Source organism: Ruegeria sp. CI5 (assembly GCF_056536885.1).
In genome coordinates this window covers 246152-268821 of sequence record NZ_JBQFQN010000004.1, presented here as the reverse complement: position 1 = coordinate 268821, position 22670 = coordinate 246152, and the positions used below count along the sequence as shown (strand labels likewise).

Here is a 22670-nt window from a genome sequence, read left to right as displayed (position 1 = left end):
CTTGCCGTTCGTCGAATTTCGTCTCTGTTATAGGGCCTGGAAACCGGGGCACAATGCGGCCCTTTGGAATAGGAGCCGTCTAATGCCCGAATTGCCCGAGGTCGAGACAGTAAGACGCGGCCTTGCCCCGGCGATGGAAGGTGTTGTGATCGAAAGGGCGGACGTGAACCGCCCGGATCTGCGCTGGCCCTTCCCCGAGCGGATGGCCGCACGGCTGACCGGCCAGCGGGTCGAGCGTCTGCGGCGGCGGTCGAAATACATCCTGGCCGATCTGAGCGGAGGCGAAACCCTGTTGATTCACTTGGGCATGTCGGGCCGCATGACTGTGTCGGGCGATCCGCTGGGACAGTTCGTGCATCATCACCCGATGCCGCAGAAACATGACCACGTGGTGTTTCATATGGCCAACGGCGCGCGCATCACTTTCAATGACCCGCGCCGGTTCGGGGCGATGGACCTGATGCCCACGGCCACCGCCGAGCAGCACAAGCTGCTGACCGTGCTGGGGCCGGAGCCGCTGGGCAACGATTTCAACGAGACCTATCTGATCGACGCCTTCCGCGGCCGGGCCACACCGGTCAAGGCGGCGCTTCTGGACCAGAGAATCGTTGCCGGGCTGGGCAACATCTATGTCTGTGAGGCGCTCTACCGCGCCAGAGTGTCGCCACGTCGCAAGGCGGGTCAGATCTCGGCCGGGCGTGTCGAGGCCCTGGTTCCGGTGATCCGGACGGTGCTGGCCGAGGCCATCGAGGCCGGCGGATCCTCGCTGCGTGATTTCCGGCAAGCCGATGGAGAGCTTGGATATTTTCAGCACAGTTTCGACGTCTACGGGCGCGAGGGCCAGCCCTGCCGGACCGAGGGCTGCGGGGCCGAAATCCGCAGAATCACCCAGTCTGGGCGGTCGACCTTCTATTGCGCGCAATGCCAAAGATAGCTTGATCCGAGTTTTCCGCGTGGTAAGGAATTGGACCTGAACGGAACAACCGAAAGCTCAGACCTCATGGCTTTTGAGACGATCATCGTCGAAATCGAAGACCACGTCGCCCTAATCAAGCTCAACAGACCCGATGCGTTGAACGCGCTGAACACTCAGCTTCTGGGTGAGCTGTGCGAGGCGCTCGAGGACGCGGACAGCAATGACAAGGTGCGCTGCATCGTCATCACCGGATCGGAAAAGGCATTCGCCGCGGGCGCGGACATCAAGGAGATGTCCGAGATGAGCTTTGTCGATGTCTACACCACCAACCTGTTCGCCGACGCCAACGACCGGATCACCGCGATCCGCAAGCCGATCATCGCGGCGGTGGCGGGCTATGCGCTGGGCGGCGGATGCGAGCTGGCCATGATGTGCGATTTCATCATCGCCGCCGACACCGCCAAGTTCGGCCAGCCTGAAATCAATCTGGGCGTCATCGCCGGCATGGGGGGCAGCCAGCGCCTGACCCGGTTCGTGGGCAAGTCCAAGGCGATGGACATGAACCTGACCGGGCGTTTCATGGATGCCGAAGAGGCCGAGCGCTCGGGCCTCGTGTCGCGCGTGGTGCCGGCCAAAAAGCTGATTGAAGAGGCGACCGGCGCGGCCCAAAAGATTGCCGAGAAATCGTTGCTGACCGCGATGGCCGCGAAAGAGGCGGTCAACCGCAGCTACGAGGTGCCGCTGAGCGAGGGCATGCTGTTCGAGCGGCGCGTGTTCCACTCGATGTTCGCCACCGAGGATCAGAAAGAGGGCATGGCCGCATTCCTTGAAAAGCGCGCGGCCCAGTTCCGCGACAAATAGGCGACGCCGACAAGACGGTTGGATCAGGCGGGCGCTGCCCGCCTTTTTTCATGGCGGGCAACAAGGCCAAGAATCGGCTTGGCAAACACTGAAAACTTGGCTATTGACCGCCACCATACATGCGCGTGCGGCCCGCTTGGCCCGATTCACACTCGTGATTTCTGATCCGGTGCGGGTAATTCCGTGACGTGCAACCCTAGACAAACGTACCGAACAAAGGTCAGAGACACATGGCAAACTCGCCCCAGGCAAAGAAGCGCGCTCGTCAGAACGAGAAGCGTTATGCAATCAACAAAGCCCGTCGCTCGCGCATCCGCACCTTCCTGCGCAAGGTCGAAGAAGCTATCGCATCCGGCGACAAGGACGCGGCAACCGCCGCTCTGCGCGCGGCCCAGCCCGAGTTGATGCGAGGCGTCACCAAAGGCGTGTTCCACAAGAACACCGCAGCCCGCAAGATGTCGCGCCTGTCGGCGCGCGTCAAAGCGCTGGGTTGACCTAGCGTCAACACTTGCTGGTTCATTCCAGTTTCGAAGGCGTCGCCCCGTGCGGCGCCTTTTGCGTTGTTGCCAGAATGCCGCGCCTTCACGAAACCGAGAGATTCTTTCGCCCAAAGACCCGAGTCAATATCAGAGTTTCGTTGCCCGGCCCCACTGCCTCTTGCTACGACAGTTTCAGCGATTCACTCGCTTGGGGGGACAGGCTGTTCCTGCGATCGGACTGACGGGCATCAGAATGATCCAGGGGCGAATGTCGGGAACCGGTGCCAACCGGTTTGACGATCTGCTGCGGATCTCGGCTACTCCGATGATCTTAGCCCTGTCGAAAACTAGAACTGCGTGGCGCAAACCGCGGTTTGGGCGGCTGTACTTTTTGGTCGCCGTCAAACAGGCAAGCGTCGTGACCACTGATATTCCCGCCGATTCTTGGGGTTTCGGCGACCTAATATCTGCGCGCGAGTGAACGCAAAAGAACCGGGATACCGGTCACAATCATAAGGCCGATTAGGTCAAAAATATTGGGATGCGTGAGGCGCTGGATGACACAAGAAAAATGGGGACAACTGCGTAACAAATTGCTGAAGGCCGTGGGCCGGAACAATTTTACGACTTGGATTGAACCTTTGGAATTTCAGGAATTGAAGGGTGGCGTGGCCGTATTTTCGGTTCCGACCAACTTCATGGGGAACTACGTCAGTCAAAATTTTGCAGACCTCATTCTGTACGAGCTGAACACGGCCGGAGAGTCGGTTCAGCGCCTGGCCTTCCGGGTGGCCGCCAACTCACCGGCGCGTCCCGCCGCCGCGGTCCAGCCGGTCGAAGACCAGCCCGAGCCGGTCAATATCGAGCTGGCACCGGAAAGCAACGGAACCAATGAGGCGCTCGAGTCGCTGCAGGCCGCACCGTTGGACGCGCGCTTTACCTTCGACACCTTCGTCGTCGGCAAGCCGAACGAACTGGCCCATGCCGCCGCGCGCCGTGTTTCCGAAGGCGGCCCCGTCACATTCAATCCGCTGGTTCTGTACGGTGGTGTTGGCCTCGGTAAAACGCACCTGATGCATGCCATCGCATGGGAGCTGAAGACCAAACGCCCCGAGCTCAACGTGCTATACCTGTCGGCCGAACAGTTCATGTACCGCTTCGTGCAGGCCCTGCGCGAACGCCGCATGATGGATTTCAAACACCTGTTCCGCTCGGTCGACGTGCTGATGGTCGATGACGTGCAGTTCATCGCCGGCAAGGATTCGACGCAGGAAGAATTCTTTCATACCTTCAACGCGTTGGTGGATCAGAACAAGCAGATCATCATCTCGGCCGACCGCGCGCCGGGTGAGATCAAGGATCTGGAGGAACGGGTCAAGTCGCGTCTGCAATGCGGACTGGTGGTTGACCTGCACCCGACCGATTACGAGCTGCGCCTGGGCATTCTGCAGAACAAGGTGCAGCAATACGCCAAGACCTATCCCGACCTGAAGATCGCCGATGGCGTGCTGGAATTCCTGGCCCATCGCATCTCGACCAACGTGCGCGTTCTGGAAGGGGCGCTGACCCGGCTGTTCGCATTTGCCTCGCTGGTCGGCCGCGAGATCGACATGGAACTGACGCAGGACTGTCTGGCCGACGTGCTGCGCGCCTCGGAACGCAAGATTACCGTCGAAGAGATCCAGCGCAAGGTTTCCGACTACTACAACATCCGCCTGTCCGACATCATCGGTCCGAAACGCCTGCGGTCCTATGCCCGCCCGCGTCAGGTGGCGATGTATCTGTGCAAGCAGCTGACCAGCCGGTCGCTGCCCGAGATCGGCCGCCGTTTTGGCGGGCGTGACCACACCACCGTCATGCACGGCGTCAAACGCATCGAAGAGCTGAAGCTGACCGACGGTCAGATCGCCGAAGATGTGGAAATGCTGCGCCGGGCGCTCGAAGCCTGAGCCCCTGCAATTCGGAAAACCGCCCCGGCCCTGCGCGGGGGCGGTTTTTCTGTGCGCATTTTTCCACGATTTCCACGGAACTGGGGCACAGGGCCGCTCGGGACCTTGACGGTTTGCGCGTTCCGAACCAGAAATCGGTAAAAAATCCTTGTGCCTCAGGGCTGAACCGCTAACTTGCCAGTCCCGCCCATGTAAGCACTCAAATCAGAGGAATTGAGGGTATGAAGATCAGCATCGAACGCGGCACGCTGCTCAAGGCCGTTTCGCAGGCCCAATCCGTTGTGGAACGCCGCAACACGATTCCAATCCTGGCCAATGTGCTGATCGAGGCAGAGGGCGATCAGGTTCTGTTCCGCGCGACCGATCTGGATATCGAGGTGGTCGACAAGGCCCCCGCGCAGGTCGAAAAGGCGGGTGCAACCACGGTTGCGGCAACGACTCTGCACGAGATCGTGCGCAAGCTGCCCGATGGCGCGCTGGTCACGCTGACCGCCGACAGCGCGGCTGGCCGGCTGACGGTCGAGGCGGGGCGGTCGAACTTCTCGCTGGCGACCCTGCCGAAAGAGGATTTCCCGGTGATGGCGTCCTCGGAGTACCAGTCGAACTTCACCGCTTCGGCGGCTCTGCTGCGGCGGCTGTTCGACAAGTCGAAATTCGCCATCTCGACGGAAGAGACCCGGTATTACCTGAACGGCGTCTACATGCACGTGACGGATGGCCCCGAGGGCGGCAAGGTGTTGCGCTGCGTGGCCACGGACGGGCATCGTCTGGCGCGGATCGACGCGGATTGCCCCGACGGGGCCGCCGATATGCCCGGCGTGATCGTGCCGCGCAAAACGGTGGGCGAGCTGCGCAAGCTGCTGGAAGATGACGACATGGACATCGCGGTGTCGGTCAGCGAAACCAAGGTGCGCTTTGCCACACCCGACATCACGCTGACCTCGAAGGTGATCGATGGGACTTTCCCCGACTACACCCGCGTGATTCCGCAGAACAACACCCGCAAGATGGAAGTCGACGCGGCCGAGTTCGCCCAGGCCGTCGACCGGGTGGCAACCGTGTCGTCCGAGCGGTCCCGTGCGGTAAAGCTGCAGCTGGACGGCGACAAGCTGGTCCTGTCGGTGAATGCGCCCGACAGCGGCGCCGCCGAGGAGGAGCTGGCCGTGGCCTATGGCGACGAACGGCTGGAAATCGGCTTCAACGCCAAGTACCTGCTGGAAATCGCAAGCCAGGTGGACCGCGAGAACGCGGTGTTCCTGTTCAATTCGGCGGGCGACCCGACCCTGATGCGCGAAGGCAATGACCAGAGCGCGGTCTATGTCGTGATGCCGATGCGCGTCTGATCGCACGGGCGCGGGGTGCGTCCGGCGCGCGTGTTTGTGCAAGAATGAAGGGAGGGGTCATGGCTTTGGCCCTGACCGAATTGACGGTCTCGCATTTTCGGTCGCACAAGCTGGCGCGCATGGCGCTGGACGGGCGGCCGGTGGCCTTGTACGGGCCGAACGGGGCGGGCAAGACCAATATCCTCGAGGCGGTATCCCTGTTTTCACCCGGCCGCGGCATGCGCCGGGCCAGTGCCGCCGAGATGACGCGCCGGCCCGAGGCGCTGGGCTGGAAGCTGAGCGGTCTTCTGGACGTTCAGGGCCGCCGGTCCGAGATCGAAACCTGGTCCGAGGGGGGCGCAGCGCGGCAGGTCCGGATCGACGGAAAGGCAGCCAGCCAGATCGATCTGGGCAAGCTGGCGCGGGTCGTCTGGCTGATGCCCGCGATGGACCGGCTTTGGATCGAAGGCGCCGAAGGCCGACGGCGCTTTCTGGACCGGGTGACGCTGAGTTTCGATCCGAGCCATGCCGAGGCCGCGTTGATCTATGAAAAGGCCATGCGCGAACGGAACCGCCTGCTGAAAGAGCAGGTGCGTGACGCGCATTGGTACGCGGCGCTCGAGGCTCAGATGGCCGAAACCGGGCATCGCATTCATACCGCGCGGCTGGGTGCTCTGGCGCAGTTGCGCGCGGCGCAGGAACAGGCCGAGACCGCCTTTCCCTCGGCGGAACTGGAACTTGTTCAGTCCGAAGGGGACATGCCCGAAAGCGCGCAGGATCTGTTGGAGGCGCTGGCCGAAAGCCGGTTCCGCGACCTGGCGGCGGGGCGCACATTGGTGGGGCCGCACCGGTCGGATCTGTATGGGGTTTTTGCCGCAAAAGGCGTTGCGGCCAGTGAATGTTCGACCGGAGAGCAGAAGGCGCTGCTGGTGTCGTTGATTCTGTCCAACGCGCGGGCGCTGGCCGCGCAGGTCGGAGCGCCACCGATCCTGTTGCTGGACGAGGTTGCGGCCCATCTGGACGCGGACCGCCGGGCGGCGTTGTATGACGAAATCTGCGCGCTGGGGGCGCAGGCCTGGATGACCGGAACAGGCCCCGAGTTGTTCGCCGAACTGGGCGACCGGGCGCAGTCTTTCGTGGTCAATGACGCGGGTGACGGCTCGACCGTCACCCCCGCCTGAGCGGATCAGGCCGGCTCGCCAACCTTGCGTTCCCACAGGAAGGGACGCATCACCTCGTCCACCGGCGTCTGGGCCATGTGGTTGACGTAGTTCGACATGGTTTTCTGCGCCAGGCCCAGGATCACGTCCAGAACGGCGCGGTGCGAATAGCCCGCATCAAAAAACGCCTGCAACTGCGCGTCGGTGACGTTGCCGCGCTGGTTCATCACCTGCACCGTGAACGTCCGCAGTGCTTCGAGCTTGGGCGAGGGCAGCGGGGTTTCATTGCGCAGCGCTTCGGTGATCTCGTCGGACACCTTCATCATCTTGGCGATGCCGGTATGGGCCGGAACGCAATAGTGGCATTCGTTTTCCACGTTGATGGTCTGCCAGACGACCGTTTTCTCGTCATTGTCGAAATCGGTCTGCAGGAACAGGTGGTGCAGAACCTGGTAGGCCTCAAGGTGCTGTGGGCTTTCGGCCATGACCTTGTGCAGGCCCGGCAGGCGGCCAAACGCGGCCTGCGATTTCTCGAGCAGGGGTTTCGAACCTTCAGGGGCGGTGTTCAGGTCATGTGAGGGAAAATCGGCCATTTCGGGTCTCCTTTTCTAGCGGCTGAGTCCGAAATAGGCTTTATTGAGCGATCACTCAAGTATATATTTGAGTAATCGTTCAAGAATTGGTGATCACATGCCCCGCAAACCTGCCTATGACCGTGACGCGCTGATCGCGCAGGCCCGAGACCTGTTCTGGCGCCAGGGCTGGGCGGGCACGTCCCTGAAGGATCTCGAGCGTGCGCTGAAGTTGAAGCCAGGCAGCTTTTACGCCGCCTTCGGGTCAAAGGACGCCTTGTATGCCCTGACGCTGGAACGCTATGCGGATGAAGGTGTTGCCCGGCTTGAAGCCTTGGCCGAGGAGCTTGGGCCGCTGGGTGCGCTCAAGACCCAGCCGCAGTTGGTGGTCGAGGCCGCGAACGCGCCTGCAAAGGCCTGCATGCTGGCCAAGACCTATGCCGAGTTGAGCGCAAAGGACCATGATCTGGCGCAACTGGCCGCGACCCATCTGTCGCGGATGAAGGCCTGTTTCGCCGATCTGTTCCGGCAGGCGCAGGCGCAGGGGCAGATCGGTCTCGACCATGATCCCGAGCGGCTGGCGACGCGCTATCAGTCCGACCTTTTGGGCCTGCGCCTGTCGGCCGAGCGCGGCGATGTCGATGCCCGCCAAATCGCTGCTGATATCGCCGCCGATCTGGATAGATTGTGACCGTCTGAGGTCGGCCGATCAGCTCGGCTCGCGGCTGAAAGAACCGGCACAAAATCTGGGGGGATGACGTGACATTCCCCACCAGAGAACGTATAACTTACCAAAATAATATAGGTACTGACGGCATGTCCGAAGACGCACAGGCAAATCAGGAATACGGCGCAGATTCCATCAAGGTTCTCAAGGGGTTGGAGGCTGTCCGCAAACGCCCCGGTATGTATATCGGTGACACCGACGACGGGTCCGGTCTGCACCACATGGTGTACGAGGTCGTGGACAACGGCATTGACGAGGCTCTGGCCGGTCACGCCGACCATGTGACCGTCAAGATTCACGCCGATTCCAGCGTCTCGGTCAGCGACAATGGTCGCGGGATTCCGGTGGACATCCACCCCGAAGAAGGCGTCTCGGCGGCCGAGGTCATCATGACCCAGCTGCACGCCGGCGGGAAATTCGACTCGAACTCGTACAAGGTGTCGGGCGGTCTGCACGGCGTGGGCGTTTCGGTGGTGAACGCTCTGTCCGATTGGCTGGAGCTGCGCATCTGGCGCAACGGCAAAGAGCATTTCGCCCGGTTTGAGGGCGGCGAAACCTCGGAGCATCTGAAAGTGGTCGGCGAATGCGGCGACCGGACCGGGACCGAGGTGCGGTTTCTGGCTTCGACCAATACGTTTTCGAACCTAGAGTATTCGTTCGAGACGCTGGAGAAGCGGTTGCGCGAACTGGCCTTCCTGAACTCGGGCGTTCGGATCATCCTGATTGACGAGCGGCCGGCCGAGCGGCTTGAGACCGAACTGTTCTACGAGGGCGGCGTCAAGGAATTCGTGAAATACCTCGACCGGTCGAAAACTCCGGCCATGCCCGAGCCCATCTATATCAAGGGCGAGCGCGACGATATCGGGGTCGAGATCGCGATGTGGTGGAACGACAGCTATCACGAAACCGTACTGCCATTTACCAACAACATCCCCCAGCGGGATGGCGGCACGCATGTCGCTGGCTTCCGTGGGGCGCTGACCCGCACGATCAACAGCTACGCACAGTCCAGCGGGATCGCGAAAAAGGAAAAGGTCAGCTTCACCGGCGATGATGCGCGCGAAGGCCTGACCTGCGTGCTGTCTGTCAAAGTACCTGACCCGAAGTTTTCCAGCCAGACTAAGGACAAGCTTGTCAGCTCGGAAGTGCGACCGGCTGTCGAAGGGTTGATGAACGAGAAGCTGGCCGAGTGGTTCGAGGAGAACCCCAACGAGGCCAAGACCATCGTCGGCAAGATCATCGAGGCCGCCTTGGCGCGCGAAGCGGCGAGGAAAGCCCGCGAACTGACCCGACGCAAGACGGCGATGGACGTTAACTATCTGGCCGGCAAGCTCAAGGATTGCTCTGAGAAGGACCCGGCCAAAAGCGAAGTTTTCCTGGTCGAGGGGGACTCGGCCGGCGGATCGGCGCAGACCGGTCGCGATCGTCTGACGCAGGCGGTTCTGCCTTTGCGCGGCAAGATTCTGAACGTCGAGCGTGCGCGCTTTGACCGGATGCTGTCCAGCCAGGAAATCGGCAACCTTGTGATGGCGCTTGGCACCGGTATCGGCCGGGATGAGTTCGACATCTCGAAGCTGCGCTACCACAAGATCGTCATCATGACCGATGCCGACGTGGACGGCGCACATATCCGGACCCTGTTGCTGACGTTCTTCTACCGTCAGATGCCCGAGTTGATCGAGGGTGGATATCTCTACATCGCGCAGCCGCCACTGTACAAGGTTTCACGAGGAAAGTCAGAGGTTTACCTGAAGGATCAGGCAGCGCTTGACGACTATCTGATCAACCAGGGTGTCGAGGGCGCCGTGCTCAAGTTGGGCTCGGGTGAAGAGATCGTGGGTCAGGATTTGACCCGTGTGGTGGACGAGGCGCGCCAACTCAAGCGCGTATTGGACGCCTTCCCGACGCATTACCCGCGTCACATCTTGGAACAGGCCGCCGTTGCCGGGGCCTTTGTGCCCGGGGCGGTGGATGCCGACCTGCAGGGCGTGGCCGACAAGGTCGCGGCGCGGCTGGACTTGATCGCGCTGGAATACGAGCGCGGCTGGCAGGGCCGGATCACTCAGGATCACGGTATCCGACTGGCGCGCATCCTGCGCGGCGTCGAGGAAGTCCGCACGCTGGATGGTCCGATGCTGCGTTCCGGCGAGGCACGCAAGACAGGCAGCTTTACCCAGAGCCTGCAGGACGTCTACAACCTGCCGGCCACATTGGTCCGCCGCGACCGGTCGCAGGTCATCCACGGCCCGCTGGATCTGCTGCGCGCCATTTTGGAAGAGGGCGAAAAAGGCCTGTCGCTCCAGCGCTACAAGGGCTTGGGCGAGATGAACCCCGATCAGTTGTGGGAAACTACGCTGGATCCGGATGCACGGACACTGCTGCAGGTGCGTGTCGATGACATGGTCGAGGCCGATGACTTGTTCACCAAGCTGATGGGCGACGTGGTCGAGCCGCGCCGTGAGTTCATCCAAAAAAACGCACTGAGCGTGGAAAACCTGGATTTCTAGTCGCTTCGCAAGATGACTGAACCGGCCCAACTGACGGCAGTTTTGCTCGGGACGCTCCTACGGCCAAGAACGTGGCCTGGGAGCGGACCTGAACGAGCGGTTCTGAGTGGCGCGGATCAAGGAAGTTAGACCCAATGCGGGCTTGCTTGGCTAAGTCATCCCTTCGGGGTGAGTTCCGTACAGTAGCGATCAAAGCTCAGGGATATTAAAAACGTACAGGCGCGACTTCTCGCCATCGTCTGTGAGGATGTAGAGAAGCCCTTTGGCCTCATCCAAGGCAATCCCTTCGGGATGCTTCACGACCTTTCGGTCTCCGTTTTTCATATACGTCAGTTCGATCGTATCTGCTTTTCTCGTCTCTGGATCGTACAAAAATATCTGGCGTCCCTTGTCGCTGAGAATCCACAGCACACCTGACACGGACCAAGCCAAACCGCTTACATCCAGTTCATCGTCATTCATGCGATCCGAGACAAAACCAGATCCACGATCCAAAGGGATGACTTCCTGAATTTCAGTCAGGTCCGGTGACACGACCAGCAACAGACGCGGTTGTCCTTCAATGACAACGAATACTCGCCCAGTGTCCGGATCGACGGTGATGCCCTCAGGCCCCTTGTTCAGTGGGTTGCCGACAAGCAGTTCGACGGCGGCCGGGTACCCCTTGAGGGAGGCAAGTGGAACCCTTGTCAGTTGGATAGGGTCGGTTGGTTGAACGACCAATATCGATCGATCGGTTTCCTGAAGGAGCAAAACCGACCCGTCTTTTCGCGACGCGACGCCCTCCAAATCTGATCCGGCCAAAGGCGGCAACTGGAAGAAGTTTCCCAAAACTCCGTCGATTCCAAGTAGGTGCAGTTTCGGCTCAGCGTCGCTTACAGACCACAGGAAGCCTTCAGCGTTGGACAGCGACAAACCGGAAGGTTCGGAAAATCCTTTTGATTTGTCTGCCACCTTGAATCTATCGACCAGAACCAGATCAGCACTTTTTGCATAGGCAGAGCCAGTCCAAGGCAAAAACGCTGCCGCTAGGAAGCTGGCCGCAAGAGCGGATCTTCCAAATTTGCAGAAGCGCCGTGAAACTTCAGGCTTTGACGGAAACACGTGCTTTCTGCCCTTCGATTTTCTCGTGTGTGTGACACACCCCTCTATCGCATTCGTATCACAACTTATCTGCGATGTCGGAAGAATGCGCTTTGAACTCTTTACCTGATCCTCCTTGTTGGGATTGACTTGTAAGGGGCGCGATTTGCGCGTGATGACGTGTACTGTCTGGGCACAAGCAGGAAGGACGATGATTTGAATACGATTTTCCCGTTTGTGACTGTGTTGTTGATGCTGCTGTTGCCCGCTGCGGCGATGTCGCAAATCGACCCGGCAACGATGCTTGCCGGGGCATCGGAATCGGAAATTCTGATCGAACGCAGATGGATCCAGTTTCGCGGCAAACAGGAACTGTATTTCTTTTCTCTTGATGTGCTGGTCACGATCACTCTGGCCGGCTTGATCGTCTATCATCCGGTGCGGCGTAAAGCCCGTAGAAGTGTCGGCGACATCGTCATGCCCAGGCTCTTCTTCCTCTATGCGCTGATCGGCATGGCGGTGGGATTCCTGGTCGTCCAGCACGGGTCCATGATCGGGTTCGTTATCTTCGGCATCGGCGCATTGCTCAGATTTCGCTCCAATTTGGATGATCCGATAGACACTGTCGAATTGATCGTCGTAACCGTTCTTGGGCTTGCGGTCGGATTGGGCCTGCCGCTGATGGCCACACTGGTGGCGGTTGTCTGTTGGTGTTTCATTTGGCTCGGAGGGCGAAACAAGGGCGTTGAAATATCGCTCAAAGCTTCGGACGAGGAGCACTCATTGAACGTCAGCAGCGCCATTGAAGCGATGGCCGCCGACGCCGGCTGGAAGCTGATCAGAAAACACCATGTACCCGGCAAATCCCGAATTTCATTGCTTTTCATTACCTCGGGTGGACTTTCCGAGGCCCGCATCGAAGAGATGATAAACGATTTGGTCCCCGAAAAAGTCGAGTTGAAACTCAGCTTCTAGTCATTTCACAAGGTCTAAACGTTTCAACACCGCATTCGGGGATCTGATCTCTTTCGGGAGCGACTTGAAGTCGACAGACCTTTCGAAATCCGGCCCTCGATATACTGCTATCCCAAACTCTCCGTTCGGCTGGAAGGTGACATGCGTGAAACTGTGAGGTGACCTGGCGCGATCACCGATTAGCCGCCGCGGGCCACCACCCAAGCAAGCTTGCGAAACATAGGCCACGCCGTCTTTCCAGCCAGGGTAAAAAGCATGATGGTGTCCAGACAGGTGCAGAACGACGCCGCTTTGCAGATAGATTCTTTCAAGCGTCGGGTCACCGATGATTTCGCGTTCGCGCTTGATCGCAAACGGCCACAGCGGGAGGTGGCTGAACGTGACAATCGGGTCTCCACCAGCCCCAAGTTGCACAAGTTGGTCCTGCTGATCGCCGGATAGTGGCCCTAGGGTCGTGGCATCCAGAGACGCAAAGGTTATCCCCTGCATTTCAAACGCGTAGAAGAACGGATAGTCATCCGACATCAGGAAGTTGACGTCTGGTTTTCTGGGGCCCCATTCCTCGGCGTATATTTTTCTCTCGCGCTCAAACCCGCGATAGGCCGAGGCATCATGGTTTCCCGGCGTGACTGCAAATGGAATTCCGGCAGCCTCCAGCGGGTCGGATACCGCCTTGTGAAACGCTTTCCACATTTCTCTGACCTGTTTGTCTGAAAGGTTGGGGATGCGTTGCCCGGCGACCATATCGCCCGTCGAAATCACCAGATCGGGATCAATCTCGATTATCCGTTTGATCGCCTTTTCGATGCGGGCATCGTATTTGACCGAGCCATAGCTGCCGTTCAGATCCGATATGACGATTACGTCCAAAGCGGCCGCTTTGCAGGCGAGCACGACCGCCCAAACGAACGCCGCGACAGTGATCGAACGCTTACGGATCATTGCAGTCCAGGCCCTCCGCCTCGGTATTTTTGTTCAAAAAGAATGCGGCAGGGTCCAAATCAAACACCAGATCGCCATTTGAGCAATTGCTCTTGAGGATGGATGTTGCCAACGCGGTGTTTTTGACAACCTGCGCAATCTGAGGGTCCGAGAGCCCAAAGCTTTGTGACAACCAGCCGTAAACCGGACCTTGCGTTTGAAGGTCGCTGTTCAACGCAACCAGGCGCCGGTACGTGTTTGGAGAGAAATGCCGCATTTTCTCCAGCATCTGAGTGGATTTCGCGAAGTTGGCATATTCGACCCGCCCACCGGCATCGTTGTCGTTCAGATTGCTGCGACGGATCAATATCGCACCGGCGGGAACGTCTCCATCATTCGGCTGATGGTGCTTCGTTTTCTTGTGTTTGAGTTTTCCGTCTTCGACCCAATACCAGTAGGGTGTGAAATCAATATTTCCCACACGGTCCTGCTGGTTGAAGATGAAGTCGAGCAGAACAATCTCCGTAAGCTCCTGCATCCAGAATGCCATCTGTTGATCGCTGACTTCGGGCCCAAGGTCCTTGTTGATCTGCCGGTCCTTTCGGCCTTCCCTGACACCCTCTGCAATGGCCTCGGGCAAGGGTTTTGACGACCGCAAGGCCAGGAAAGCGGGTGTTTCCTGAAAATCGCGATTCTGGCCTTTGCCCCAACCGGATTTACGGGTGCCGTTGATTTCCGAGCCGTAGCGATGACCGGGGCTATCAAGCAGGACACCGTATATCTGCGTTCGATCCGCAGTGAACAGATCATCCGTCGGTTGGTACGAGTTCGGGTCGGCATCCGCAGCCACGAAAACCCGCCAGCCTTCATGGTTCATGCGCCCGCCATGAGATCCGCCGGAAATCGCAAGGCCGGGCTCTGCAACCTCGGTAAGATGCGCCTTAGCGTCCATGCTGCGCCAGACCGCCACCGGAACTTTCACCGTCGCGTCGAAATACCTTGAGAAATGATAGTAGAGCAGTGACGAGGTGGAAAATGTTCCGCTTGTACCCTTCTGGTTCATGGTGGATTTGAATTTGGCCACTCTGCCATTGGCCAGTTCTTTTGCCGACTTGCCCTCCTTGCAAGCGTTTCTCTCGAACTCAGAGCGGTTCCCCACGTAGGGTCCTTCCGAAATATCGTAGACGGCCATTCCCGGGCTGGTGCTCCAAGTTTTTGGGCAAATGGCGATTTCGGGCGCATAGAAATCGATCTCGCAATAGGCAGTTTCTTCCTCAAGATCGCTGTTCTTGTACTCGCCCGTTGGGACTTTTTCGATCCGAATGCAGCGTTCCGTAACACCATTGGGACTATCAAATGTCGTGGCTTCTCCGCGAACATCGTCGCTCGCCCACAAGGCTGTGGGTGCAATGAGAGCCAGTGACCCCAGAAGATTGAATCTCATTTGGATAGTCCTCCGGATGTCATTTGGGGCAAATCGCGGCCTGTTGTTCGGCGGAGATCTTCAAACTGGGGTCGACACTGAAGTTTGAGAATTTCGAGTCAATCCACTGGTCACACCCGCCCGAACATGGGGCCCCGTTTCGGGCATCATTCCAATATTTCTTGGCCCTGTCTTCCGTCCAGCCGCAAAACTGAACAAGCGCCATTGCCGACAAGGCGCCTGAGGAATGAACGCCCCACATGCAGTGCACCAGGACAGGACCCTTTCCAGGGTCCTCAATCACCTGGTGTATGGCGGCCATGACACTGCCGGGGCGGGACGATCTGGCGCTCTGATAGTCAAAGGCTCCGTTTCCACAGCTGGTGCGGCCGTATTCGGTGTTCTTGCCGAAATCCGCATAAAACCCGGCCGAAAACCCTTCATCGCACAGTGTTTCGCGCTGAGCGTTGCTCAAGCCCGTTCGACCCTTGTCGCCGCCCTTGAAGCCAGAGCGGTACAAAACGCCGCTTAGGACCGGGCGAAAGAAAGCGACGCCGTCGACGCCTCCGTCGCTGCCCCTAGAGAGCATCTGGCTGTTGCTTGGGCCACCGTTTCGACTGGTCACGTCAGAATTCGCCGCAGTTGCCAAAACACCGATGAATATGAGGGACGTCAAAAACCGCATGCGTATTCCTTTCTGTTTTCAGCCGGCGATGCTCACGCTTTTCCTGCCGGAAATCCCGCGGAGAGGCGCGTTCACGGTAACCAGGTCAGGTCGGCGGTTGGCTTCTCGCCCTCCAGAATTAAATCGGCCACACTAGGTTGATGATAAGCACGACCACGAAGTAGGCCAGAACAACTTTCCAGTTCCATTGGTGTTTGTTTTCTTCGTTGATCACACCGGCCGATTTCAAGGCCAGGTTGGTGATGATCAACGCGACAACGGTAATCGCCGCATGTGCCAGGTCGAAATGCAAGTTGGAGCTCCTTTTTGCAGATTTGGGATTGATGAATGTGTGTCAGCAGTCACCTGACGGCAGCATCGCTACGTCCGAGTATCTTCCCTCAGATGTCGTGATCCGAGCACAAGCACCGGTCTCCTTGTTGAACCAGTACGAGGTCAGCCCTTCGCTTCGGATGAGTTCAAACCCGAGACTTTGAATGCCCATTTCAGCCTGACCCGCTCTTGCGCCTTCAAATGACGACAGATCGCTGGAACTGCCCACGGTAGGAGCACTTGCTTCCACTGATCCGCCACTTTCGTCGCATCCTGCAAGCACAGAGACACTGACCGCGCCGATCGCCACTAGAGTCTTGGATTTCATCTGTTCTTCCTGATTGTTTTGGAAATGCGGTTCAGGGTTTCAGGTCGATCACCTACTCAATTCCAAAAATGACGTTGTAGTCGACGGCAGAGCTGCCGCGGTTGATGACCTCGACAACATGATCGCCGGATTGCCACAGCTGTCCGCGATACTCCTTGTCCGTAGACATCAATCCCAGCAATTCAGACCCATCGGGGTTGCGAATGACGTAGTCCAAGGATCCATTTCGGGGAGCAACGCGGACGTAAAGGAACTGTTCGTTCTTCGCGCCAAGAACGTATTGCTGCGATTCCCCTGGCGCGAGTTGGCCGACGAGCTCGGCGCCGGTGGATCCGGCATCGAATGTGACGCGCTGGCTACCTGTAGACCCGGAAGCGCCGTCCATGGCTCCGCCACCATCATCCATCGCCTCGACAACCGACATCTCGCCAATGCTTCCGTCCTTGTACGCAATGCAGCGCCAAAGTGTTCCGCCGGCGTCACGCAGCATGACGAGCGTGCCGGCTTCCGAGAACTGTGAGCTTTCGATCGTACCGGATTGACCGTCCGGTCCACCGACCTGTCGCAGATGGTCGATACACGCGTCGTCGGCGTCTGACATGGCCAGGGCGGCCGTTCCGCTGATCGCAAGTGCGGGTGTGAAAAGATTCCAAAAACTGCGTTTCATAAGCAGGTCCTCTGTCGGTCTATCGTAAATGTTGTGTTTCCGGTGAGCAGAAACCTCACTTCGCTTCCCGCAACTTTGCCAGAAATTCATCGCATGCCTGTGCGCTGCCGACGATCTCGTCCGTCGTTTCAATTCCTTGCAATGATGCCATCTCGGAGTTCACGCGATTGAGGATCTGATCTGCTTGCTCGGCGGTGATCAGGTTCTCGGCCTGAGCTCCCTTCAATGTGGTGCACACACCGGCGGACAAGCCTGTCGCAACGCCGACACCCATCGCGGCCCCGCCGCCCAAGGTCATCGCTCCAACCACGCCGAGGATGAGCCCGATCACAAGCCCCAAGATCACTTTTCCCATGTTTTCCTCCCATTTTGCGGGAAAGAGTTCCGCCTTCATTCCTGGCGCAAACCACGTACCCATCTGCATATCAAAACCAGTGCCAACAGGTTGAGCACCGGTGCAATCGCCGCGAGCCACGGTTTGGCCGACTCTGAGAAAAGGTCCACCGCAAGGACCCAAGGCAGACCCAGCGGCAAAAGGAATACGCCGGACAATGGGTCTCGTTCCTGTCCAAACCAGCCAAAAGTGCCCGTCACAAACGCAAACAACGCCAACAGGTAAAGGGTCGCGAACGCGATGATGGTTATTCTGCAGACCAAGCCGGACCTCAGCGTATCAAGCCAGTGCTGCGCAGCTGATTTCGGCTACGCATCAAACCGGTCACAACGCGCCTTCGTCGCCGAGGAACTCGATACCAGCTGTCGCGCCATCACTGTAGGCAATACAATTCCACGGAGCCCGATCCTCTCCAACCCCAACGGTAACTTGTGTTCCAGCCTCGCTGAACGCGGATGAGAGCACGACCACTTGCGAATTGTTTGTTGTTTTGGCCACGTCTCGCAGACACGCCTGTTGGGCGGGGGTCAGTTCGGCAGGTGCGCTTGACGTGCTGGTGTCGTCACACGCCGCTAGCAGTACGAAACACGTCGCGCCTGAAATCATCATAACTTTGTTAATCATTTTCTTCTCCTCTTGGGTTCGCTGATGCTTGTGGAATAGGTGGTCCTTTTTGCGTGCTCACGTCTAAGCGGTCCCCGATTTTGCGGCCAATGACATGGCTGGCAGACAGATATCCTGCCGATCCCCGGGACCGTGAACAAAGCGTGCTGACGTGATGAAATCACGGGCAAAAGCCGGTGCGAACTTTCGCGGAAGGGTTCGTAAATTTAATCCCGGCACTGCGTCCTCCCAACGCTGATCTTCGTAAAATGCCTTCCGACCGCCAGCACTCACTCCAGCAGTCGGAAGGGCCCGACGAAACGGGCGACAGCGACAACAACGGAGGTAAAGCTAAAGTTGTGTCGAATTCGTATGTTTGAATCAATCACAGGATAAATCAATGATTTTTCCGCGCGTAAATTTTGTACGCTTGCCAACGATAGGCTTCTGCATTCAAAGGGAAAAGGCGAGGCCGCTCACGGAGGCTTGGCAGTCGGCCCGCTTGCGCCGCCGTGTTTCGGGACCTTCCGAGCTATCTTAATCCAGTTGGTCAAAACGACGTGATTCGCGGCCCGGTCTGTCGCTCAGGTGGTGCCGAAGGGTCGCCTGGATACCTCCATTACGCACCCGCCCAGAACGTCGTTGACAGTGCAACCCGACTCATGGATGAGATTTGCGCTGATGGTTCCCGATCGTTTCGGCGGTCGGGTAAAAGGGAATACGGTGCGGCGCCGTTCTGACGCCAACTCCGTGACTGCCCCCGCAACTGTAGGCGGTGTGCGACCCCCGGATGCCACTGGGCCGATAGGTCTGGGAAGGCGGGGCAAGCCATACACCGCGAGTCAGGAGACCTGCCATCATCAAACGCAACTCAACCCGGGCGGGGTGTCCCGGAAGGAGGCCAAGATGGCATTTTCGGCTTACGCCGCTGACATGACTGGTTCCCTTTCCGCCCCGCGATTTCGCGGAGGGCGAAATGAACCGACAATCAACACATCACATCACGGTTTGCCTATCTTGCCGACCCAAGAGCGCAGCCGTACGCCCCGGGCCTGACCTGATCGGACGATTGCGCGCCGCGCTGGCCGAAGACGACGGTTTGGCAGGTTTTGACGTTTCCGGTGCGGCCTGCATGGCCGGGTGCACCCGACCTTGTACCGTCGCCTATCACGCGCCGGGCAAGGCATCTTACCTGTTTGGCGGCCTGACGTCTGAAGAGACCGGGGCATTGGTGGAATTCGCCCGGCTGTACCAGCAGTTGCGCGATGGATGGTGCAGCTCGGTCGACCGCCCGGCCGGGCTTCGCCACGCGACGCTGGCCCGCATTCCAGCCGCGATGGCTGCGTCTTCGGAAAATGCGGATTGCGCCTCATGAGCGCGCCTTTGCTGTCGGTGGATACCGTCACCTGGGCGCCGCGAAAACGAGCGCCGTTGGTGCTGCACGAGACCAGTTTTGCGCTGATGCGCGGGCAGGTCATGGGGGTTGTGGGGCCGAACGGTGCCGGCAAGACAACCCTTCTGCGGATGATCTACGGCTATCACCGTCCGTCCTCGGGCGACATTCTGGTGGACGGCGTGTCCGTCAAAAGAATGGCCCCCCGGGCGCTGGCGCGTCAGGTTGCCGCCGTGCTGCAGGAGCAGCCCTCGGATTTCGCGCTGACCGTGCGCGACGTCGTGGCGTTGGGACGTGTGCCGCACCGGTTAGGCCTGTCCACGCCCGGCAGTCGTGACCACCAGATCATCGAGTCCGCGCTTCACCGAATGGATCTGCACGGGTTTGCCGACCGTGGGCTGGCCACTCTGTCCGGCGGCGAGCGTCAGCGTGTGATGGTCGCCCGCGCCCTTGCCCAAGAGCCCCGGATTCTTGTGCTGGACGAGCCTACCAACCACCTGGACATCCGCAACCAGCTAGAGGTGTTGCGGCTGATCCGGGACCTCGACCTGACGATCGTCACCTCGCTGCACGATCTGAACCTGGCCGCCGATGTCTGCGACCGTGTTCTGATTCTGAAGAACGGTCGACCCTGCGGCTTTGGCCCAACCCAGACAGTGCTGAGTGACAGGCTGGTCTCTGACACGTTCGATGTCACCGCCCGGCAAGAGCAACTCAGCCTCAGTCACAAACCTCACCTGACCTATCAACTCCCCAATCCCCAACCAGAAGGAAGCTTGGAATGAAACCGACCACCCTAGTCCTGGGCTTGGCTTTGGCCGCCAATACCGCGATCGCGGAAACCACCGTGCAAAGTTGCAATCGAACCGTCACCTTTGACGAACCGCCCAAGGCGGCGATCTCGAACGACGTGAACCTGACGGAAATGATGCTGGTGCTGGGCCTGGCCGACCGAATGGTGGGATATACCGGCATTTCCGGCTGGAAGACGTTGGACGAGGACATGCGCGCCGGAGTGCAGCAGCTGCCCGAGCTGTCGGCCAAGTATCCCAGCAAAGAGGTGCTGGTCGGCGCAGATGCCGATTTCTATTTCGCGGGCTGGAACTACGGGATGAAAGTGGGTGGCGAGGTGACGCCAGAGACGCTCGAACCTTTCGGAATCAAAGTCTACGAACTGACTGAAAGCTGCATCCATATCGGCGACAAGCCCAAAGCCAGCATGAGCGACATGTACAACGATCTTCTGAACCTCGGTCGTATCTTCGGTGTCGAAGACAGGGCGCAAAAGCTGGTCCAGGGATATAAGGCCGAACTTGCTGAGATCACATTCAGCCTGAATCCTTCGGACGAACCGCTGCGTGTCTTTGTCTATGACAGCGGCGAGGATACGCCGTTCACTGCCGGCCGCTATGCCATGCCGACCGCTCTGATCGAGGCCGCAGGCGGCGTCAACATCATGGATGATTTCGAGAAAAGCTGGGCGACCGTCACCTGGGAGGAAGTCGTCGATCGCAACCCCGAACTCATTGTGATCGTCAATTATGGCGACGTCGCCGCCGAGCAGAAGCGGGACTTCATGGTCAATAATCCTGCATTTGCAGATCTGGACGCGGTCAAGAACGATCGTTTCGTGGTCCTGGAATATGTCGAGGCCACACCCGGACCGCGCAACATAAAGGCGGTTCGGAAGCTCGCCCATGGCTTTTGGGGCCCGGCTGCCTCGGTCGGCAACTAAATGCGCGTAGTGCAGGCGCGCCGGGTACTTCCGCTCTGGGCAGCGATGCTGGTGGGGCTGGTCGTGTTGGTCGTGTCCTTGTCCTTTGCGATCTCGGTGGGGGCCATTTCGGTGCCCACCAAGACCGTCTGGGGAGTGTTGCTGCACGAAGCCGGCCTATCCTCGGACGAGCCGACATGGTCAAAGGGCCGCGTCGCGATTATCTGGGAAATCCGTTTTCCGCGCGCCTTGCTTGCCGTCATGGTCGGGGCCGGACTGGCGATAGTCGGGGCCACCCTCCAGGCGGTCACAAGAAACCCGCTGGCCGATCCGCACCTGCTGGGCATTTCGGCCGGCGGCGCGTTTGGAGCCATTCTTGCCTTGTTGCATACCGGCTTGTTTCTGGGGCTTCTGACCGTGCCGGTCATGGCGTTTCTGGGTGCCCTGGCGGCCACGCTGACGGTCCTGAGCGTTGCCCGCTGGGCCGGCGCCACAAGCGCGGACCGCCTGGTCCTGACCGGTGTGGCGGTGTCTTTCGCCATCATGGCTGGTGCCAACATTCTGATTTTCCTCGGCGATCCCAAGGCGGCTCATACGGTCGTGTTCTGGACGTTGGGCGGGTTGGGGTTGGCTCAATGGTCATACCTGATCTACCCGCTGGCGATCCTGCTGCCATGCGGTACCTGGTTGTGGTTTCAGGCTGCCAGGCTGAACGCGATGACCATCGGGGATGAGACTGCAAGCTCGCTGGGTATTGCGGTGGCGCGGTTTCGGCTTGGTGTCTTTGCAGCTGGCGCGCTGATCACCGGAGTCATGGTGGCCTTCTCGGGCATGATCGGCTTCGTCGGTCTGATGGTTCCGCATATCGTGCGGTTCCTTGTTGGCGGAGACTATCGACGCGTCGTCCCTCTGTCAGCAATTCTTGGGGCTTTGTTCCTGCTCTGGGCGGATGTAGTCGCCAGAACTGCAATGGCCCCGGAGGACATCCCAGTTGGCGTCGTCACGGGTCTTTTGGGAGGGATCTTCTTTATTCTGTTGTTGAAACGCTGAGTGTTGAGGCCCGTTGGCGGATCATCAGCCAAACGGTGCTTGAAGCTGGCGGAGCACCGGCGAAGGCGCGCGGCAAAGGAGTAGAACTTGCAAGCAAGCCCTTCACTATCTTAGCCGTATTAATGGGTAATGGCGGAGGGGAAGGAATACCGAAAATCCCGTCTCAACGTAGCCACCGGTGGCCGATGACAAATCGAGGAATCGAGGCGGGTGTTGTCTGATACTCGCAACCTCTCCGGAAGTTCGGGCAGCATGCGGAATTCGCGCAAACTTCTGACTTTACTCGTTTTTCCATTCACGCCTTGGTTTGCGAGCAACCAAACCGAGTTGTGCGAAAGGAGTAACACATGCAACCGACTTGCTTGAACCAGAAGGAATTGGCGGCGCGTTGGAGGATCAGCCATCGAACGCTCGAGCGCTGGCGGTGGGCCTGCGAAGGGCCAGTTTACATGAAGATCGGCGGACGCGTGGTGTATCGGCTGGAAGACATCCTGGCGTTCGAACGCGCCATGCTTCTGGGCAGGACACGAGATCAGATCGCGGAGCTTGACTTCGCGGGGTAACCGCGTGTGCCGCTTGGTTGACCGCCTCCCCCGGCTCGGAGACCCCACAACCCGGGGGAGGTCAAT

Annotated in this window: 23 protein-coding genes and 1 riboswitch; of the genes, 14 read left to right on the top strand and 9 right to left on the bottom strand. The window is 59.2% G+C overall.

All coding sequences use genetic code 11. From position 1 onward, the window contains the following. Positions 1–82: 82 nt before the first annotated feature. From mutM to recF, 6 genes are all read left to right on the top strand, one after another. Positions 83–934 (top strand): bifunctional DNA-formamidopyrimidine glycosylase/DNA-(apurinic or apyrimidinic site) lyase, encoded by an 852-nt coding sequence (gene mutM / locus ACR0BA_RS14085; protein WP_480728504.1) that lies wholly within the window; start codon positions 83–85, stop codon positions 932–934. Between the two features lie 66 nt (positions 935–1000). Continuing rightward, a complete protein-coding gene (locus ACR0BA_RS14080) occupies positions 1001–1777 on the top strand; it encodes an enoyl-CoA hydratase (RefSeq protein WP_170461140.1) in 777 nt (258 codons plus the stop codon). A gap of 230 nt (positions 1778–2007) precedes the next feature. Further along, positions 2008–2271, top strand: a complete 264-nt coding sequence (rpsT, locus tag ACR0BA_RS14075) for a 30S ribosomal protein S20 (RefSeq protein ID WP_093963612.1) — start codon at positions 2008–2010, stop codon at positions 2269–2271. Positions 2272–2813: 542 nt separating this feature from the next. Continuing rightward, entirely contained in the window at positions 2814–4205 is a 1392-nt protein-coding gene (gene dnaA / locus ACR0BA_RS14070; protein WP_170342394.1) for a chromosomal replication initiator protein DnaA, read from the top strand. Positions 4206–4426: 221 nt separating this feature from the next. Next, the gene (gene dnaN, locus ACR0BA_RS14065; protein ID WP_170342392.1) at positions 4427–5548 is read left to right on the top strand and encodes a DNA polymerase III subunit beta; all 1122 of its coding nucleotides are present in this window, start codon (positions 4427–4429) and stop codon (positions 5546–5548) included. 59 nt (positions 5549–5607) lie between these two features. Beyond that, positions 5608–6708, top strand: coding sequence for a DNA replication/repair protein RecF (gene recF / locus ACR0BA_RS14060; protein ID WP_170359936.1), 1101 nt, complete (start codon positions 5608–5610; stop codon positions 6706–6708). 5 nt (positions 6709–6713) lie between these two features. Here recF and ACR0BA_RS14055 read toward each other — a convergent pair whose 3' ends face one another. Further along, entirely contained in the window at positions 6714–7280 is a 567-nt protein-coding gene (locus tag ACR0BA_RS14055; RefSeq protein ID WP_170343112.1) for a carboxymuconolactone decarboxylase family protein, read from the bottom strand. Positions 7281–7377: 97 nt separating this feature from the next. On the opposite strand from ACR0BA_RS14055, the gene ACR0BA_RS14050 reads away from it, so the two are divergent. Then, the gene (locus ACR0BA_RS14050; protein WP_170406942.1) at positions 7378–7950 is read left to right on the top strand and encodes a TetR/AcrR family transcriptional regulator; all 573 of its coding nucleotides are present in this window, start codon (positions 7378–7380) and stop codon (positions 7948–7950) included. A gap of 125 nt (positions 7951–8075) precedes the next feature. Then, positions 8076–10493, top strand: coding sequence for a DNA topoisomerase (ATP-hydrolyzing) subunit B (gyrB, locus tag ACR0BA_RS14045; protein ID WP_480728500.1), 2418 nt, complete (start codon positions 8076–8078; stop codon positions 10491–10493). A 189-nt stretch (positions 10494–10682) separates the two neighbouring features. Here gyrB and ACR0BA_RS14040 read toward each other — a convergent pair whose 3' ends face one another. Continuing rightward, the gene (locus tag ACR0BA_RS14040) at positions 10683–11597 is read right to left on the bottom strand and encodes an SdiA-regulated domain-containing protein (RefSeq protein ID WP_480728498.1); all 915 of its coding nucleotides are present in this window, start codon (positions 11595–11597) and stop codon (positions 10683–10685) included. A 195-nt stretch (positions 11598–11792) separates the two neighbouring features. On the opposite strand from ACR0BA_RS14040, the gene ACR0BA_RS14035 reads away from it, so the two are divergent. Further along, on the top strand, positions 11793–12551 hold the full coding sequence (locus ACR0BA_RS14035) for a DUF4956 domain-containing protein (protein WP_480728496.1): 759 nt from the start codon (positions 11793–11795) through the stop codon (positions 12549–12551). Here the strand turns inward: ACR0BA_RS14035 and ACR0BA_RS14030 are convergent, their stop codons facing one another. The 7 genes from ACR0BA_RS14030 to ACR0BA_RS14000 all read right to left on the bottom strand — a co-directional run bounded on the left by ACR0BA_RS14030 (position 12552) and on the right by ACR0BA_RS14000 (position 17905). Beyond that, positions 12552–13421 carry a metallophosphoesterase family protein gene (locus ACR0BA_RS14030; RefSeq protein WP_480728495.1) on the bottom strand — a complete coding sequence of 290 codons (870 nt, stop codon included), beginning with the start codon at positions 13419–13421 and terminating at the stop codon, positions 12552–12554. It abuts the gene before it with no gap. Positions 13422–13482: 61 nt separating this feature from the next. Continuing rightward, positions 13483–14916, bottom strand: a complete 1434-nt coding sequence (locus tag ACR0BA_RS14025; protein WP_480728494.1) for a hypothetical protein — start codon at positions 14914–14916, stop codon at positions 13483–13485. Positions 14917–15698: 782 nt separating this feature from the next. Next, on the bottom strand, positions 15699–15872 hold the full coding sequence (locus tag ACR0BA_RS14020; RefSeq protein ID WP_170391758.1) for a hypothetical protein: 174 nt from the start codon (positions 15870–15872) through the stop codon (positions 15699–15701). Between the two features lie 42 nt (positions 15873–15914). Beyond that, positions 15915–16220 (bottom strand): hypothetical protein, encoded by a 306-nt coding sequence (locus ACR0BA_RS14015; RefSeq protein WP_170343103.1) that lies wholly within the window; start codon positions 16218–16220, stop codon positions 15915–15917. Positions 16221–16272: 52 nt separating this feature from the next. Continuing rightward, positions 16273–16887: a hypothetical protein gene (locus ACR0BA_RS14010; RefSeq protein ID WP_480728492.1), complete on the bottom strand. Its 615-nt coding sequence runs from the start codon at positions 16885–16887 to the stop codon at positions 16273–16275. Between the two features lie 55 nt (positions 16888–16942). Further along, positions 16943–17242, bottom strand: a complete 300-nt coding sequence (locus ACR0BA_RS14005; protein WP_170445390.1) for a hypothetical protein — start codon at positions 17240–17242, stop codon at positions 16943–16945. A gap of 363 nt (positions 17243–17605) precedes the next feature. Continuing rightward, positions 17606–17905, bottom strand: coding sequence for a hypothetical protein (locus ACR0BA_RS14000; RefSeq protein ID WP_093963780.1), 300 nt, complete (start codon positions 17903–17905; stop codon positions 17606–17608). A 644-nt stretch (positions 17906–18549) separates the two neighbouring features. Next, positions 18550–18757, top strand: a riboswitch (cobalamin riboswitch). Positions 18758–18860: 103 nt separating this feature from the next. Between ACR0BA_RS14000 and ACR0BA_RS13995 the strand changes: the two genes are divergently transcribed. The 5 genes from ACR0BA_RS13995 to ACR0BA_RS13975 all read left to right on the top strand — a co-directional run bounded on the left by ACR0BA_RS13995 (position 18861) and on the right by ACR0BA_RS13975 (position 22604). Continuing rightward, entirely contained in the window at positions 18861–19259 is a 399-nt protein-coding gene (locus tag ACR0BA_RS13995) for a DUF1636 family protein (protein ID WP_170448608.1), read from the top strand. Then, positions 19256–20062 (top strand): ABC transporter ATP-binding protein, encoded by an 807-nt coding sequence (locus ACR0BA_RS13990; protein ID WP_170359961.1) that lies wholly within the window; start codon positions 19256–19258, stop codon positions 20060–20062. The genes ACR0BA_RS13995 and ACR0BA_RS13990 overlap by 4 nt, the downstream gene beginning before the upstream one ends. After that, the gene (locus ACR0BA_RS13985) at positions 20059–21012 is read left to right on the top strand and encodes an ABC transporter substrate-binding protein (RefSeq protein WP_480728491.1); all 954 of its coding nucleotides are present in this window, start codon (positions 20059–20061) and stop codon (positions 21010–21012) included. The genes ACR0BA_RS13990 and ACR0BA_RS13985 overlap by 4 nt, the downstream gene beginning before the upstream one ends. Beyond that, positions 21013–22041 (top strand): FecCD family ABC transporter permease, encoded by a 1029-nt coding sequence (locus ACR0BA_RS13980; protein ID WP_480728489.1) that lies wholly within the window; start codon positions 21013–21015, stop codon positions 22039–22041. Between the two features lie 347 nt (positions 22042–22388). Further along, entirely contained in the window at positions 22389–22604 is a 216-nt protein-coding gene (locus tag ACR0BA_RS13975) for a helix-turn-helix transcriptional regulator (protein ID WP_480728487.1), read from the top strand. The last annotated feature ends 66 nt before the right edge of the window (positions 22605–22670 follow it).